The organism is Taibaiella helva (assembly GCF_003545695.1).
In the GTDB taxonomy this organism is placed as follows: domain Bacteria; phylum Bacteroidota; class Bacteroidia; order Chitinophagales; family Chitinophagaceae; genus Taibaiella; species Taibaiella helva.
Window position 1 is genome coordinate 183,704 of the sequence record NZ_QUZZ01000003.1, and the last position, 15,890, is coordinate 199,593.

Annotated in this window: 14 protein-coding genes; 11 read left to right on the forward strand and 3 right to left on the reverse strand. The window is 51.5% G+C overall.

Annotated features, from left to right (window positions below; genetic code table 11):
* Positions 1 to 204: 204 nt before the first annotated feature.
* The 3 genes from DZC79_RS06135 to DZC79_RS06145 all read right to left on the reverse strand — a co-directional run bounded on the left by DZC79_RS06135 (position 205) and on the right by DZC79_RS06145 (position 2,395).
* Positions 205 to 900 carry a TIGR02117 family protein gene (locus tag DZC79_RS06135; protein ID WP_118950678.1) on the reverse strand — a complete coding sequence of 232 codons (696 nt, stop codon included), beginning with the start codon at positions 898 to 900 and terminating at the stop codon, positions 205 to 207.
* A gap of 95 nt (positions 901 to 995) precedes the next feature.
* A complete protein-coding gene (locus tag DZC79_RS06140; RefSeq protein ID WP_118950679.1) occupies positions 996 to 1,796 on the reverse strand; it encodes a hypothetical protein in 801 nt (266 codons plus the stop codon).
* Between the two features lie 203 nt (positions 1,797 to 1,999).
* Positions 2,000 to 2,395 (reverse strand): group III truncated hemoglobin, encoded by a 396-nt coding sequence (locus DZC79_RS06145; protein ID WP_118950680.1) that lies wholly within the window; start codon positions 2,393 to 2,395, stop codon positions 2,000 to 2,002.
* A gap of 266 nt (positions 2,396 to 2,661) precedes the next feature.
* Here DZC79_RS06145 and mraZ point away from each other — a divergent pair, with 266 nt between their 5' ends.
* From mraZ to DZC79_RS06200, 11 genes are all read left to right on the forward strand, one after another.
* Positions 2,662 to 3,126 (forward strand): division/cell wall cluster transcriptional repressor MraZ, encoded by a 465-nt coding sequence (gene mraZ / locus DZC79_RS06150; protein WP_118950681.1) that lies wholly within the window; start codon positions 2,662 to 2,664, stop codon positions 3,124 to 3,126.
* A 49-nt stretch (positions 3,127 to 3,175) separates the two neighbouring features.
* Positions 3,176 to 4,081 carry a 16S rRNA (cytosine(1402)-N(4))-methyltransferase RsmH gene (rsmH, locus tag DZC79_RS06155; RefSeq protein ID WP_118950682.1) on the forward strand — a complete coding sequence of 302 codons (906 nt, stop codon included), beginning with the start codon at positions 3,176 to 3,178 and terminating at the stop codon, positions 4,079 to 4,081.
* Between the two features lie 46 nt (positions 4,082 to 4,127).
* Positions 4,128 to 4,586, forward strand: a complete 459-nt coding sequence (locus tag DZC79_RS06160; RefSeq protein WP_118950683.1) for an FtsL-like putative cell division protein — start codon at positions 4,128 to 4,130, stop codon at positions 4,584 to 4,586.
* Between the two features lie 20 nt (positions 4,587 to 4,606).
* A complete protein-coding gene (locus DZC79_RS06165; RefSeq protein ID WP_118950684.1) occupies positions 4,607 to 6,694 on the forward strand; it encodes a penicillin-binding protein in 2,088 nt (695 codons plus the stop codon).
* A 26-nt stretch (positions 6,695 to 6,720) separates the two neighbouring features.
* On the forward strand, positions 6,721 to 8,184 hold the full coding sequence (locus DZC79_RS06170; RefSeq protein WP_118950685.1) for a UDP-N-acetylmuramoyl-L-alanyl-D-glutamate--2,6-diaminopimelate ligase: 1,464 nt from the start codon (positions 6,721 to 6,723) through the stop codon (positions 8,182 to 8,184).
* A gap of 40 nt (positions 8,185 to 8,224) precedes the next feature.
* Positions 8,225 to 9,496, forward strand: coding sequence for a phospho-N-acetylmuramoyl-pentapeptide-transferase (gene mraY, locus DZC79_RS06175; RefSeq protein ID WP_118950686.1), 1,272 nt, complete (start codon positions 8,225 to 8,227; stop codon positions 9,494 to 9,496).
* Positions 9,497 to 9,505: 9 nt separating this feature from the next.
* Positions 9,506 to 10,864: a UDP-N-acetylmuramoyl-L-alanine--D-glutamate ligase gene (gene murD / locus DZC79_RS06180; RefSeq protein ID WP_232831768.1), complete on the forward strand. Its 1,359-nt coding sequence runs from the start codon at positions 9,506 to 9,508 to the stop codon at positions 10,862 to 10,864.
* Positions 10,865 to 10,907: 43 nt separating this feature from the next.
* Complete coding sequence (locus DZC79_RS06185; protein WP_118950687.1) at positions 10,908 to 12,065, forward strand: FtsW/RodA/SpoVE family cell cycle protein; 1,158 nt, start codon at positions 10,908 to 10,910, stop codon at positions 12,063 to 12,065.
* Between the two features lie 109 nt (positions 12,066 to 12,174).
* Positions 12,175 to 13,266 (forward strand): undecaprenyldiphospho-muramoylpentapeptide beta-N-acetylglucosaminyltransferase, encoded by a 1,092-nt coding sequence (gene murG / locus DZC79_RS06190; RefSeq protein ID WP_118950688.1) that lies wholly within the window; start codon positions 12,175 to 12,177, stop codon positions 13,264 to 13,266.
* Between the two features lie 20 nt (positions 13,267 to 13,286).
* Entirely contained in the window at positions 13,287 to 14,666 is a 1,380-nt protein-coding gene (murC, locus tag DZC79_RS06195) for a UDP-N-acetylmuramate--L-alanine ligase (RefSeq protein WP_118950689.1), read from the forward strand.
* A 7-nt stretch (positions 14,667 to 14,673) separates the two neighbouring features.
* The gene (locus DZC79_RS06200; RefSeq protein WP_118950690.1) at positions 14,674 to 15,876 is read left to right on the forward strand and encodes a cell division protein FtsQ/DivIB; all 1,203 of its coding nucleotides are present in this window, start codon (positions 14,674 to 14,676) and stop codon (positions 15,874 to 15,876) included.
* The last annotated feature ends 14 nt before the right edge of the window (positions 15,877 to 15,890 follow it).

Below are 15,890 nucleotides of genomic sequence, written 5' to 3' on the forward strand. Positions count from 1 at the left end.
TTTTAATCCTTTGTTTGGGTAGAGACGTTGCATGTAACGTCTCTACAACATACATGCCTATTATACTGACCTGGTATGCAATGTCTCCACATGTCCAGGCTCTATTATGGTTGCAATGCAACGTCTGTATTCTGCCAGATATTAATGTGCAGAACCATTGCCCGCAGCGGTTCTACGCATTAACACATATTATACCAACCCGCACTACCGGTACTGGTAAAAGATCCCTTTATCCAGCAGTGTCCACAGGCAGGCCTTTTGGTCGCAGGCCTTCAGCGCATTATTGGCCCAGGTATTGCAGGTATGGAACAGGTCGTAGGCGCCGGCGGCCTCGTAGAAAGCATCGTCGGTACCATAGCCGTCGTTATGAGTAACGATATTGATCGCATGGCCCAGGCTGTCGTAATCGAAGCTGGCCTTAATGAACCGTACCAGTTTCCGGTATTCAGCTTTGCTGATACGGATCTCGTGGCATTGCGCTCCTGTATGCATCTGATGGTAAAAGGTAACATGCATGGCCGATGAGCTGAGGTGAAATGCCGCTTTAAAAGCTACGCTGAACTTGAGATCGGACCATTGCGGGGTCTGCAGGAAAAAGCCTTTGTCGCCCCAGCCGAAAGAAGCATAAGTAAAGGTAGTGTCCTTTGATTCGGTATCTTCAAACCGGGCCAGCGGCCGCCAGTCCATAATTTCGTTGTGTACCGGCGTTACAATATCGGTATGGACACCATTGGTACGGATATAGATGGAAAGCTCATCCGGGCCTTTTGTGCGGGCATCGGCATTGACGGCGATGCGGGAGCAGAGCCAGGCGCCGCCGGCATACAGCAGGAGGAACAGCACCAGGCCGGCCACCAGGTAGCCCAGCCGCCGGGCTGTTTTGATCAGGAATTTTTTCATAGGGTAAAGGGTATGGCTTTCATGCACCAAAGGCCATAAACCTGTGCTGCCGCATCAAATTTATGGCCTTTACCGGAAATGATCGTGCTCCCCAATTAGTAGGAATTCCACCAGCCCCGCTCATTCCAGGCCCAGGAGAAGGGCATTAGGATCAGCGAGAAGGTAACCTGCTGCTTACCGATAAGGGTACTTTTCGTATTGTAACCGCCCCAGCCGGCAATGGTGTTTTTGCCATCGTAGAAGGGGATATAGCCATAAGCATATTGCGCGCGAAGCTTAAAGCAGATGCCGGCAAAGAAGCTCAGCTCGGCTTTGGCAAAAGGCGCCGCGCCGAAACCAAAGCCAGCATTGTCAAAATCTGCTGTCATAGCGGCGGTAGGCAGCACGCCTATACCCAGCGTGGTGCCCCAGCGTACATTCTTGTTCAGGAAAGCATCGTTGCCGAATTTAAAGTCGGCGCTGAGAGGCAGGCCCATCTGCATCGATACTCCCGAGAAATAAATACTGTGGCTGAAATCGTAGATCTTTTTCCCGTTTTCATCGGTGATGAGGCCGTTGAAGGAAGGCGTATTGTAGTCCCAGGTATACATATTGTAAGTATAACCGAGGCCCAGCGCCAGCATGCACCGGTCGCTCAGACGCTTCAGGGGAATAGCGGTACCGATCATGCCACCAAATCCGTTCTTGGAAGTGACATTCTGTGAAAAAGAGGTGTCCAGGCCATTATTGCTGGTCTCGGTCCTCTTGTAGGTCGCTGTAGCAATAGAATAAGAATAGCCCAGCTCATAACGCTGCAGCACACCGGGAAGGCCAAACCATTGTGCCCGGATTTCCGGAAGAGATGTAAAAATCAGCAGGGCCGGGAATAAAAAAGAGCGTAGAAGAAAATGTTTCATGTGACCAAAGAATATATTATGGCCGCAAAATAAAAGAAAAAGTTAAATACAAGCTTTTATTTTTTTATTAATTCAAAAAAAAGAGTTTTCTATTTGAAAATAACAGGAATTACGTATGCTTGTTTATGTGCATAAACTTTTGTTTTTTAACAAATTATATTTCCAATTCGCTACTTCCAGGGACAAATCTTCCGAACAGGACATCAGAATATGGGCCTGAAAGAACCGTGATCTTTAAGATATTGGAGCTTGGCCTGGAACATAACTGCCATCTTAGCGGCGCGGGCCCTGGCATCGTCGGCTACCGGCCCGTCAAAATAGGTATCCAGCGTGAGATCGAATAGCTGCAGCCAGCGATCGAAATGCTGTGTCCCGATTGGCAGCCGGGCATGGGGCATAAATGGCGCACCGGAATACGTATGCTGGTCCAGCAGCACTGTTTCCCAGAAAGTGTACATTTTGGCAAGGTGTTTTGGCCATTGATCGCCAATGGCTTCCTGGAATATGGGGCCGATCAGCTCGTCTGCACGCACATGAGTGTAAAATTTATTGACCAAAAGCTCAATATCGGTGCGGTTATGGATGTCGGATCGCTTCATGTCTGTATCATTTTGAAAAAAAATACACAAATTTCTCGCTGACTATTCACTTTGTCAAAGCGGTTAAGCACAGTTTCTTTTGGGTTTTGCACATTGAAAATATGTTTATCCACAATTATTTAGCAAAAAAACAGCTCTATTTACGCAAAGGTAATGCAGGCTTGCTTTTCCGTCATTTTAATATGTGGAAAAAATCTTCAATAAATCCAAGTGGTAAATTGTGGGAAATTGTGTTATTTTGTGGTTGAATTGGATCAAAGCCTGTAATGACAAGCCTTTTAGGAGAATATGAAGTATCGATGGACGCGAAAGGTCGCGTTCTGGTACCTGCCGGCTTCCGCAAGCAATTGCCGGAAGGGGAGGATACCTGCTTCATTATCAGCAGGGGTTTGAACAATATCGTTACCCTGTACCCTGAAAAAAGCTGGGAACAATTCGCTGCCAAGCTTGCCAAGCTCAACGAGTTCAACAGCCAGGCCAGCGCCCTCAAAAGAGTATTGCTGGGCGGCGCCAACCGGGTAGAGCTGGATGCGGCAGGTCGTTTGCTGATCCCGAAGCCTTTGCAGGACTTTGCCGGGCTCAAAAAGGACCTGGTATTTCTGGCGGTAGACAACAAAGTGGAAATTTGGGATAAAGATACCTATTACGAGCACATCAGGCAACAAAGCGCCAACCTTACGGAGCTGGCCAACAGTGTATTTGGAAATAGCTTCATGGATCCGTTCCAGTAAACCGTCCGTACACCACCAATCAGATCTTTCTTAGCCGACAAATCGTACCATGACTGAGTCTTCGCATTATCATACTTCTGTATTGCTGCATGAAGCGGTGGATGCCCTTAACATACAGGAAGCGGGTGTATACGTGGATGGCACTTTTGGCGGGGGCGGACACAGCAGGGAGATACTGAAGCGGCTGGGTAAGAAAGGCAGGCTGATCGTTTTCGATCATGACAAGGATGCCTGGAAAAACCTGCCCGATGATCCGAGGATACTGTTGGTCAAAGAGAATTTCCGTTACCTGCGCCGGTTTTTGCAATTGCATGGCGTGCCTCAGGTCAATGGCATACTGGTGGATCTGGGTGTAAGCTCTTTTCAATTTGATACTGCAGAGCGGGGCTTCTCTATCCGTTTCGATGCGCCGCTGGATATGCGGATGGATGAGCGGAACGACTTTACTGCGGCCGACCTTATCCGGGATTACCCGGAAGAAAGGTTGCATAAGCTGCTGGAGCAATACGGTGAAGTGCGGAATGCACGCACCCTGGCGAAAACCATCGTGGAAGGCCGTAAGAAAATGGCGGTGCATACGATCGCCGGCTTCAAGGACCTGATCGCAGATTGCATCAAAGGAAACCCGAACCGCTACCTGGCACAGGTGTTCCAGGCCCTGCGCATAGAAGTGAACGATGAGTTGGGTGTGCTGGGCGATTTCCTCGAGCAAACGCCGCGTTGCCTGAAGCCCGGCGGAAGATTGGCGGTGATCACCTTCCATTCGCTGGAAGACCGGATGGTGAAGCAGTTCATCAAGCAGGGAACATTGAGCCCGCAGCAGACCGATCCTTTTGGCCGCAACCTTACGGAACGCCCTTTCAAGGTGCTGAAAGATATCGTGCCTTCGGAGGAAGAGCTGAGCGTCAACAACCGGTCCCGCAGCGCAAGACTAAGAGTAGCAGAACGCTTATAACATATCAGTAACCAGTAGCGTACTTAACAAGAATTTAGAACCAGGCGTGAGCAGCAACAGATTAAATAGCATAACCGAAGCGGAAGCCCCGATAGCTGCAGTGCAGGAGGAAACGCCTGCAATAGCCGTGCAGGCGCCGGCGCCGGAACAGCAAGCGTCCAAAAACGCACCGGGAGCGAAGTGGGCCAGCTGGAAGGATATTGTCGAGCGTATCTCTTACCAGGGCATCGTGCGTAATATGCCCTACCTGATGTTCCTGACCTTGCTGTGCATCCTGTATATCACCAATAACAACAGAGCGATCTCGCTCACGCGCAGCATCAACAGCAAATCCAAAGAGCTGAAAGAATTACGCTGGCGCTATATGGACATTCAGTCGAGACTGATGTACCAGACTTCCGAAACGCAGCTGATCCCTAAAGCAGCTGCCATAGGACTGAAGCCTCTCGACAAACCGGCTTTCGAGATCAAGGTAAAGGTGCCGGTAAAAGAAAAAGAAGATTAAGCAGCAGCGCAGTATAAGTGATGGATGTAAAACGCGACATACGATTCAGAGTGTACCTTTCCTTTACCGGGATCGTGCTTTTGGCTGTGGCTATCATTGTCAAGGCCATGATGATCCAGGTAAGCGAAGGGAAAACGCTGCGCGCACAAGCGGAGAAGGCGCATACCAAGAAAGAGACCCTGCTTCCCGAGCGGGGTAATATCTATAGTGAAGATGGTACGCTACTTTCTTCCACCATACCACAGTTTGATCTTCGTGTCGATTTTAAGGCCATCAATAAGGATACCTTTAAGTTTTATCTCGATACCTTGTCGCAATGTATGGCGAAGCTGTTTGGTGAAAACTCGGCAGACAATTACAAGCGGCAGCTGAAAGGCGCATTCCAGAACCAGGAACGCTATTGGCTGATCAAAAAGAATGCACCCTATTACCAGTACCAGGCGGTACGCAATTTTCCCCTGTTCAGCAAAGGGAAGAATAAAGGCGGCTTTATTGCTGAGCCGCGTTCTAAGCGGGTCAATCCCTACGGGATGTTGGCTTATCGTACCATCGGACTGTGGCGTGAGAATGCTGATAATATAGGATTGGAAAAGCGGTACGACTCCGTGCTCTGTGGTAAAGAAGGTACGCGTATCATTCGTAAAGTAACCGGCGGTACCTGGATGCCGATCGAAGGCTCGGAAGTAGACCCTGTTAACGGCCGCGATATTGTAACGACGATCGATATTAATATACAGGATGCGGCAGAGCATGCTTTGCTGGATGTGCTCACCAAAAATAACTGCCAGTACGGCACCGCTATCGTGATGGAGGTGAAGACCGGCAAGATAAGGGCATTGGCCAACCTGGGGCGGCAGGCTGACGGTAGCTATTGGGAAGATTTCAATTATGCCATGATCCCTACCGAGCCGGGCTCGACCTTCAAGCTGATGTCCCTGTATTCCTTGCTGGAAGATGGTTATGTAACGATCAACGACAATGTAAATGCCCAGGGTGGTGTAGCCGTCTTTGGCAACCAGCGTGTGGTCGACGATCACCACGGCCTGGGCGTGATCAGCATCAAGAAGGCTTTTGCCCTGTCGTCAAACGTCGCCTTTGCCAAGCTGGTGAACCAGTACTACCACAATGATCCGATGAAATACATCGGGCATTTGCAGCACCTGCAGCTGAACAAACGTACTGGTATTGACCTGGCCGGCGAACGTGGCCCTACCATCAAAACGACAAAGAGCAGGAGCTGGAATAAAGTAACCTCCCTGCCCTGGATCGGTTATGGTTATGAAAGCCTCATTACGCCGCTGCACACCTGTATGGTGTACAATGCCGTAGCCAACAATGGTAAAATGATGAAGCCTTACCTGGTAAGCGCGATACAGGAATATGGCCTGCCAGTGCAGGAATTCAAGCCTACGGTACTGGTGGAAAGCATAGGTAAGCCTTCAACCATCAGGCAGATGCAGCAGGCTATGCGCGCGGTGGTGGAAGAAGGGACAGCGAAAGGCATTAAGTCGCCTTACTATACAGCGGCCGGTAAAACCGGCACTGCCCAGGTGGCGGATAAAGGGATCACTTATACCGATGGCGTAAGGCAGGGCTCGTTTGTCGGTTACTTTCCCTATGAGAATCCGCAATACACGATCACCGTTGTCGTACGGTCTACACCTCATGGCGCTTACTATGGCGCGGTAGTGGGCGCACCGGTCTTCAAGACTATCGCCGATAAGCTTTACGCCAGTCATATCGGTGGCTGGAAGGCACAGGCCGATTCGCTGGCAAAGCAAATGAAGCTGGTGGCGAAAAAGAGCACCGGCGATCACCTCAACACTGCAATGGCGGCATTGGGCTTTGCGGCGCCGGCAGTAACCGGCTGGAACGGGATCGTAAACCTGCAGCCGGATTCCAGCGGCAGGTACAGTCTCCGTAAAACGGCAACCGTAAAAGAGATCGTGCCCGATGTCAGCGGCATGGGACTGCGCGACGCCTTGTTCCTGCTCGAAAGCTCCGGCCTCCAGGTGAGCACCAGCGGCAACGGCAAGGTAGTATCGCAATCGCTGCCCGCAGGCAATCGTATTGTGAAAGGGCAGAAGATTCATATACAGTTAGGATAAAAGAACACAGACAAAGAAAGACAGCAATGAAAAGCCTTAAGGAAATAGTGAAAGGAATAAAGGTTCTGCAGATCGCCGGCAACAGCGACGTGCAGGTCCTGTCCCTCACATTGGACTCCCGTAAAGCAGGCAAAGGCACTTTGTTCTTTGCCCAAAAGGGAACCTTGACCGATGGGCATCAATATATAGATCAGGTCGTAGCCGCCGGAGCAGTGGCTGTGCTCTGCCAAACTTTACCGCCGACACAGTCGCCCGGGGTAACTTATGTACAGGTCGCCGATACCGCCGCAATAGTGGGTCTGGTGGCTGCTGCCTTCTATGACGAGCCCTCGGCCGGTATGAAGGTTGTAGGCGTTACCGGCACCAACGGTAAAACAACCGTAGCCACGCTGCTGTACAAGCTGTTCTCGGCTCTGGGTCATACCTGCGGGCTCATATCGACCGTAGAGAATCATATAGGCGCCAAAGTGGTGCCGGCCACCCATACCACGCCCGACCCCATAAGCCTGCAGGCCCTGTTCCGGAAGATGGCCGATGCGGGCTGCAGCCACGTGTTTATGGAGGTAAGCTCTCATGCCATACACCAGCATCGTATTGCCGGTATCCGTTTCGATGGTGGCATCTTTACCAACATCACGCACGATCACCTGGATTATCACGCCACTTTTGACGAATACATCCGGGTAAAGAAACTTTTCTTCGACGGGCTGGACAAGCAAGCTTTTGCGCTGACCAATGCCGATGACAAGCGGGGCATGGTGATGCTGCAGAATACGAAAGCAGAACGCAAAACCTATTCGCTGCGCATTCCCGCTGACTTTAAAGGCAAGGTGCTGGAGAACGAGCTGGACGGGCTGCAGATGAACATCAACAAAACGGACGTGCATTTCCGGCTGAGCGGCCTGTTCAATGCCTATAACCTGCTGGCCGTATACGGCGCTGCCGAACTGATCGGAGAAGATAAGATGGAAGTGCTGGCGCTGCTGAGCAATATGAAAGGAGCGCCCGGCCGCTTTGAGACTTATCGTTCAGTTAACGAAAGAATCCTGGGCATCATCGATTATGCCCATACGCCCGATGCCTTGCTGAACGTGCTGGCGACTATAAAGCAATTCGGCGGCCAGCGCCAGCTGATCACGGTGGTGGGCTGCGGCGGCGACAGGGATAAGACCAAGCGCCCCGTAATGGCCGAAGTAGCCTGCGAGCACAGCGATAAAGTGATCCTTACTTCCGACAATCCGCGGAGCGAAGATCCGGAAGCGATACTGAACGATATGGAGAGCGGGCTTAGCTTCGGCCAAAAGAAAAAGACCCTGCGCATCACCGACCGCCGCGAGGCTATTAAAACGGCGTGTTCCCTGGCGCATGAAGACGATGTGATCCTGGTGGCCGGCAAAGGACACGAAACCTACCAGGAAGTGAAAGGCGTACGACATCATTTCGACGATAAGGAAGTGCTGCAGGAGATGTTTGCCCTACTGGAAAAATAAAACACGAGCGAAAAACAAATTTTTATAAACAGAAGTTTACATGCTGTACTATTTATTCAAATACTTAAGAGATGAGTTTGGATTATCCGGCGCCGGATTATTTCAATACATCACCTTTCGTGCAGGTATGGCTGTGGTGCTGTCGCTGGTGATCACCCTGATATTCGGTAAGCGGCTGATCCGTTACCTGCAGCACAAGCAGATCGGCGAGACCATCCGCGACCTTGGCCTGCAGGGAGAAGAAACCAAGCGCGGTACCCCTACTATGGGCGGGCTTATCATTATTGCCGGTATCCTGCTGCCGACGTTGCTTTTCGCCAGGGTGGGTAATGTCTATATCCTGATGATGGTGCTCTCGACCGTATGGCTGGGCCTCATTGGTTTCCTGGACGACTATATCAAAGTATTTAAAAAGAATAAGGAAGGCCTTGCCGGCCGCTTCAAGATATTAGGCCAGGTGGGGCTGGGCATCATTATCGGCTTTACTATGTATTATAACCAGCATGTGGTGACCACGCGCGAGATCCGCCCTGACCAGCCCATCCTGTACAACAAATCGGAGACGATTGCTGGTGAGCCCTATACACGCCTCGACGAGCAGGGCAATCTCCATACCTATGTACAGGTGCAGGCTGCTGTTACTACCGTGCCTTTTTCCAAGAACCACGAGCTCAGCTATGCCAAGATCGCTTCCATCTTCGGCGAAAAGGCAGTAGGCTGGCTGACGCCGACGATCTATATCCTGTTTGTGATCCTGATCATTACCGCGATCTCCAACGGGGTCAATATAACCGACGGTATCGACGGCCTGGCAACAGGTACTTCGGCCATCGCCGGCATGGCCTTCGGAATATTTGCCTATGTGTCGGGCAACTATGTTTTTGCCGGCTACCTGAACATCATGCACATTCCCAACCTGGGCGAGCTGTCGATTTTCGTCGGCGCCTTTGTGGGGGCATGTATCGGCTTTCTATGGTACAACTCCTACCCCGCGCAGGTATTCATGGGCGATACCGGTAGCCTGGCATTGGGCGGGATCATTGCCTCGCTGGCGATCATTGTGCGCAAGGAGCTGCTGATCCCCATCATATGCGGCATCTTCATCGTGGAGAATCTTTCGGTGATGATACAGGTCAGCTATTTTAAATATACCAAGAAGAAATACGGCGAAGGACGACGCATCTTCAAGATGTCGCCGCTGCACCACCACTACCAGAAGCTCGGCTATCATGAGAGCAAGATCGTGACCCGGTTCTGGATTATTGGCATCATACTGGTGGTCCTTTGCGTAGTGTCGTTGAAAACGCAATAAAAAGAGCAGATGCAAAGGATGTATAACAGTATCGTAGTGCTGGGCGCAGGAGAAAGCGGCAATGGCGCAGCTATACTGGCGAAACGGAAAGGCCTCCCGGTGTTTGTATCAGACAATGGGACGATAAAGGAGGGGTACCGGAAAGAGCTGGAGACAGAAGGGATCGCATTTGAAGAAGGAGGGCACGATACGGAACGGATCATGGCAGCCGACCTTATTATCAAAAGCCCCGGCATACCGGAAAAAGCGCCGCTGATCAAGGCCCTGAGAGCTGCGGGCAAAGAGATCATCAGCGAGATCGAGTTCGGCTATTGGTACAAAGGGGACGGAAAGATCATTGCCATTACCGGCAGCAACGGGAAGAGTACCACGACCAGCCTGCTGTACCACCTGTTGCGTGATGCTGGCATGGATGTAGCGATGGTCGGCAATATCGGCATCAGCTTTGCCAGGCAGGTAGCCCTGAAGCCCGCAGCATGGTATGTTATGGAGATCAGCAGCTTCCAGCTGGACGATATTCAAACTTTCAGGCCGGAGATCGGGATACTGCTGAACATTACGCCGGATCACCTGGACCGTTACGAGTACCAGTTTGAAAAATATGCGGCCTCTAAATTCAGAATCGCCATGAATCAGCAGCCTGAGGACCTGCTGATCGTTAATACGGACGATCCGGCGATTATAGCCTATTTGAACCAAAATACAATTAAACCGAAAATAATACCTATAACGATGAGCGAACACAATCTAACCCAGGAGGACGGAGCTTTTATGAAAGATGAAGATTTACACCTGAAGTACCAGGGTGACGACATGAACCTATCTATACACGACCTGGCCCTGAAAGGCCGGCACAATCAATATAATTCAATGGCAGCCGGGATTTCAGCCAGGGCAGCGGGTATCCGCAAAGAAAAGATCAGGGAGAGCTTTTCCACTTTTGAAGGACTGGAGCACAGGCTGGAGTTCGTGGCGACCATAAGAGGCGTGGATTTTATCAACGATAGCAAGGGGACCAACCTCAACTCGGTATGGTTTGCCCTCGAAAGCATGAAGCAGCCGGTGGTGCTGATCCTGGGCGGGCAGGACAAGGGCAACGATTACAACGAGATCATGGACCTGGTACAGGAAAAGGTAAGAGCAATCGTTTGCATGGGCGTGGACAATACGCCGATCCATAAAGCATTTGAGAACGTGATCAAGAATATCGTAGATACCTCCAGCGCCGCGGATGCTGTAAAAGCAGCTTATGCGCTGGCAGAGAAAGGGGATGTCGTGCTGCTGTCGCCCGGCTGCGCCAGCTTTGATCTGTTTAAAAATTATGAGGACAGGGGAACGCAATTCAAGCAAGCAGTAAGAGAGCTATAGCTCCATTCCTCTATTATCTAACGTCTAATAGCTAAGATCTGACATGCAACAGGTATTGCAAAGAATAAAGGGAGATAAGGTCATATGGTCGGTAGTACTGGTACTATCGCTGCTGAGCCTGCTTGCCGTATACTCTGCAACCGGATCGCTGGCCTGGCGCATGGATAAAAGCTCGGGCTTCTACATGGTGAAGCAGCTGGGCGTGCTGGTTGCCGGCCTGGGTATCATCTTTGTGGTACACCGGATCAACTATACCAAGTTCGCCCGCTTTTCGGTGATGCTTTTCCTGATCTGTATCCCCTTGCTGATCTATACCCTCTTCTTCGGTACCAAGCTGAACGAAGGATCGCGCTGGATACGCCTGCCTTTGATCAATCTTACCTTCCAGACCTCTGACCTGGCCCGCCTGGCTATTTTCATGTTCCTGGCCCGACAGCTCAGCGTCAAGCAAAAGGTGATCAAGGATTTTAAGAAAGGATTTTTACCTGTATTGATACCAGTGCTCATCATTTGTGGCCTTATTGCCCCCGCCAACTTGTCTACAGCCTTGCTGCTGGGATTGACCTGCTGTATCCTGTTCTTCATTGGCAGGGTAGACATCAAGCATATCATGCTGCTGGCAGGTGTTGGTCTTGTTGGCGTGCTCATGTTGTTCATGGTGTCCAAGGCCCTGGGCATAGGACGCGGCGCTACCTGGGAAAAGCGTATCGAGAATTACATGGGCAAAGGCACTGATGAGAAGGACGGCGACAGCAATTACCAGATCACCCAAGCTAAGATTGCGATCGCCAGCGGCGGTATTACCGGCCGCGGACCGGGAAAAAGCTGGGCCAGGGATTTCCTGCCTCACCCTTATTCCGATTTCATCTTTGCCATCATTATAGAAGAATACGGCATTATCGGCGCAACCGTATTGATCGGCGTGTACCTGCTTTTCCTGTGGCGCAGTATCCTTATTTTCAGGCGATGTCCCTATGCCTTCGGGGCATTCCTTGCCGTAGGGCTCAGCTTTACGCTGGTGTTCCAGGCGCTGATGAATATGGCGGTGAATGTGCACCTAGTACCGGTAACCGGATTGACCCTGCCGCTGGTGAGCATGGGCGGATCATCCATATGGTTCAACAGCGTAGCGATAGGGATCATACTCAGCGTAAGCCGGTACGTCGACGAAATGGAAGGAAGCGAGGCCCTTAAAAATTAAAAAGTAAAGATTGAAAAGTGCGAAGGGGTCGCACAGCGCAAAGACGATTATCGCAGACAATTACCTTTAGAATTTTGACTTTTGACTTTTACCTTTTGAATTAAATATCATGAAAGTAGTAATAGCAGGCGGTGGTACAGGCGGGCACATCTTCCCGGCGGTGGCTATCGGCCACGCATTACAAAGGTTGCGGCCGGGAACGGAACTGCTGTTTGTAGGGGCGAAGGGTAAAATGGAAATGGAGAAAATACCGCAGGAAGGTTTCCCGATCATAGGCCTGGACATTGCAGGCTTCAACCGGAGCAATCTCCTGAAGAATATAAGCCTCCCCTTCAAGCTCTGGAAAAGCAGACAGCAGGCCAATAAGGTGATCCGGGACTTTGCACCCGATGCCGTAGTTGGTGTAGGCGGCTTTGCCAGTTTCCCTATGCTGAACGCAGCGCAGGCGCAGGGCATACCGACCCTGATCCAGGAGCAGAATTCTTTTGCCGGTAAAAGCAATAAGCTGCTCGGCAAAAAAGCGAAGGCAGTGTGTGTTGCCTATGAAGGCATGGAAAGGTTCTTCCCCAAAGACAGGATCATTATCACCGGGAATCCTGTAAGGGCCAGCATTGCGCAGTCCAACATCAGTAAAGAGGAAGGCCTGGCCGCTTTTGGCCTCAGCCCCGACAGGGAAACCATATTGATTGTTGGCGGCAGTCTGGGCGCCAGGAGCATCAATGAAGCCATTGCACAGCATATACAGGAAATCGCCGGCTGGAACGTGCAGCTCATCTGGCAAACCGGTAAGCTCTTTATAGAGGAAGCGAAAAAGGTAACTGCCCCTTTAGGTAAAGGTATGATCGTGCAGGACTTTATCAGGAATATGGAGTATGCCTATGCCGCTGCCGATGTCGTGATCTCGCGTGCGGGTGCCCTGGCCAGCGCCGAGCTGTGTATCGCGGGTAAGCCTGTGATCTTTGTGCCCTATCCTTTCGCTGCAGAGGATCACCAGACCAGCAATGCGCTTGCCCTGGTAGAGCACAACGCGGCGATGATGGTAAAAGATAATGAGACCCGGACAGAGCTGGTACGCAAATTGCACACCTTGCTCGGAGATGATAATATGCGGCAGATCATGGCTGCTAATATACAGAAGCATGGCATTAAAGATGCAGACGAACGGATCGCCCGTAAAGTGATCGAGATCTGCGGACAATAACAATAACTAACAGAGCAGTAATGAACATTACGAACATAAAGAATATCTACTTCATCGGCATCGGCGGTATCGGTATGAGCGCCCTGGCCCGCTTCTTCAAAGAACGCGGCGCCACGGTGAGCGGCTACGACCGTACGGAGACGAAGCTTACCCTTAAGCTGGCGGCCGAAGGAATGGATATCCATTATGAGGACAATACCGACTTGTTGGAGCAGAAGGCGCAGCTGGTGGTTTATACGCCCGCTGTGCCTGCCGAGCACAAAGAGCTCAGCTGGTACCGGCAGCACAATTACCCGGTGTTTAAACGTTCCGATGTGCTGCAGTGGATCACCGAAAGCATGTTTGCCATTACCGTGGCCGGTACGCATGGCAAGACCACGATCAGCACTATGATCGCGTACCTGCTTAAAGAAACAGGCTATGGCTGCAATGCCTTCCTGGGCGGGATCGCCACGAACTATGATACGAACTACTGGGGCAATGAACGGAATGTAGCGGTGATCGAAGCGGATGAATATGACAGGAGCTTCCTGAAGCTGTGGCCGGATATCGCCGTGCTGACCGCGATGGATGCCGACCACCTGGACATCTATGGTAATATCGAAGCGCTGGAAGAAGCTTTTGTGCAATACACGAAGAACATCAAGCCGGAAGGCACTTTGTGGAGCAAGCATGGCCTGAAGCATGGCGACAAGCTGCAGGCCACGCATAAGTATACCTACAGCCTGCAGAACAGCGCTGCTGCTGCATATGCAGCCAATGTGCGCATCCACGACGGCGGCTACGATTTTGATGTGCATGGCCCCGGCTGGTACTTACCAGAGCTGCGGCTCAATATCGGCGGCATGCACAACGTGGAAAACTGTGTCGTGGCGGTATCGGTGGCGAAGCAGCTGGAGATCGACGATACGCTCATACGGCAGGCAGTGGCGGGCTTCAAAGGCGTAAAGCGCCGTTTTGAATACATCATCAGGAACAAAGAAGTAACTTATATCGACGACTATGCGCATCATCCCGAAGAGCTGGCAGCATTGATCCGGAGCGCTAAGACTTTATTCCCGGGAAAACGTTGTGTGGTGGCTTTCCAGCCGCACCTGTTCAGCCGCACCCGGGACTTCGCCGAAGGCTTTGCCCATAGTCTCGATATGGCCGACGAAGTGATACTGCTCGATATTTACCCGGCCAGGGAAAAGCCGATGCCGGGAGTGAGCATTGATACCATCGGCCGGTTGATGGGCAATCCCAATCATACCGTGCTGTCGAAGGAAGGATTGGTTCAATATGCCGCAACAGCGCCGCTGGAGCTGCTGATCACCGCCGGCGCAGGAGATATTGATAAGCTGGTAACACCCATAAAAGAAGCGATCCTCGGAAGGATCGGGCAAGCGCAGGACAGGTAAAGAGCACATGAGCGAACAAAGAAACATATCGACCAAAAAAGTGATCCGCTTCTCAGTGGGTACCTTGCTCGTGATCATCTTTATGGTGGCGCTGGTGGCCGCATCGCGCAGCCAGAGCAACAAAGCGATCAAAGGACTTGAAGTGCACCTGAACGATGATAAAGAATACAGCTTCCTGCAACGTAAGGATATCGAAGCCTTGCTGCTGGGCAACAGGCATATCAACCTGGCGCAGGCTTCCGTTGCACAGCTGGACCTGGAATTAATGGAGCGTATCGCCCGTACCAATCCATGGGTAGCCAATGCTGAAATTTATGTGGACAGCCGGCAGGTGCTGCAGGTCAACATCACCCAGCGGGACCCTGTCGCCAGGATCTTCGATGTGAACGGAGCCAGCTACTATATGGACAGCACATTGCATACCATGCCGGTGAGCGCGGGCTATGCCTATGCCGCACCCGTGTTTACCAATGTGCCGGTAGCAAAGCAGGACAGCACGGGCAAATCATTGCTGCAGAAAATAGCAAGGCTGAGCGAAGAGATCAGTAGAGACAGCTTCTGGCAGGCCCAGGTAACACAGGTCGAAGTGCAGCCCGATCATACTTTTGTATTGATACCCCTGATGGGCGACCAGAGAATACTGTTGGGCGATACCGCCAGGCTCCAGGAAAAGCTGGATAACCTGCTGGCCTTCTACAAGAATGTATCCAACAAGATCGGCTGGGACCGCTACACCGTGCTGGACGCGCGTTTCAAAGGGCAGGTTGTGGCCAGTCCCTCGATGGGATGGATACCGCCGCGTGTCACAGATACTACACCGGTAGCGATGGATGTGCCCACCACGGCACCCGGAGCGGATGTAAAGCCGGATATTGCTGCAGTGCCTGCAGCGGCGGTTACACATGCCGTAAAACCTGCCGCAACCCAAGTGAAGCCACAGGCCGCCACAGCGCATGCAGTCAAACCAGCTGCCACAACGCATGCGATCAAGCCTGCAGTAGCGGCCACAGTGAAGCCCAGGACGGTAAGCAAGCCGGCATCGGCGAAGGTAAGTCCGGCAAAAGCAAGCCAGGTGGCAAAGGCCAAACCTGCTTTACAGGCCGCGGCCAAAACCAAAGAGAAAAAGAAGGAAACAAAGGACAATCATAAAAACCCCCAAACGCAAACGCCGAAATATATTTACCCAGGTAAGCATTCCGGTAATCGTTAATTCTTAGAAGTAAT

Bases quoted from the DNA above. Each gene is read 5' to 3' on its own strand.
- DZC79_RS06140 (WP_118950679.1), bottom strand. From the start codon at position 1,796: ATGAAACATTTTCTTCTACGCTCTTTTTTATTCCCGGCCCTGCTGATT.
- murC (WP_118950689.1), top strand. From the start codon at position 13,287: ATGAACATTACGAACATAAAGAATATCTACTTCATCGGCATCGGCGGT.
- DZC79_RS06165 (WP_118950684.1), top strand. From the start codon at position 4,607: ATGGATGTAAAACGCGACATACGATTCAGAGTGTACCTTTCCTTTACC.
- murD (WP_232831768.1), top strand. From the start codon at position 9,506: ATGCAAAGGATGTATAACAGTATCGTAGTGCTGGGCGCAGGAGAAAGC.
- DZC79_RS06145 (WP_118950680.1), bottom strand. From the start codon at position 2,395: ATGAAGCGATCCGACATCCATAACCGCACCGATATTGAGCTTTTGGTC.
- rsmH (WP_118950682.1), top strand. From the start codon at position 3,176: ATGACTGAGTCTTCGCATTATCATACTTCTGTATTGCTGCATGAAGCG.
- DZC79_RS06170 (WP_118950685.1), top strand. From the start codon at position 6,721: ATGAAAAGCCTTAAGGAAATAGTGAAAGGAATAAAGGTTCTGCAGATC.
- murG (WP_118950688.1), top strand. From the start codon at position 12,175: ATGAAAGTAGTAATAGCAGGCGGTGGTACAGGCGGGCACATCTTCCCG.
- DZC79_RS06135 (WP_118950678.1), bottom strand. From the start codon at position 900: ATGAAAAAATTCCTGATCAAAACAGCCCGGCGGCTGGGCTACCTGGTG.
- DZC79_RS06185 (WP_118950687.1), top strand. From the start codon at position 10,908: ATGCAACAGGTATTGCAAAGAATAAAGGGAGATAAGGTCATATGGTCG.
- mraZ (WP_118950681.1), top strand. From the start codon at position 2,662: ATGACAAGCCTTTTAGGAGAATATGAAGTATCGATGGACGCGAAAGGT.
- DZC79_RS06200 (WP_118950690.1), top strand. From the start codon at position 14,674: ATGAGCGAACAAAGAAACATATCGACCAAAAAAGTGATCCGCTTCTCA.
- mraY (WP_118950686.1), top strand. From the start codon at position 8,225: ATGCTGTACTATTTATTCAAATACTTAAGAGATGAGTTTGGATTATCC.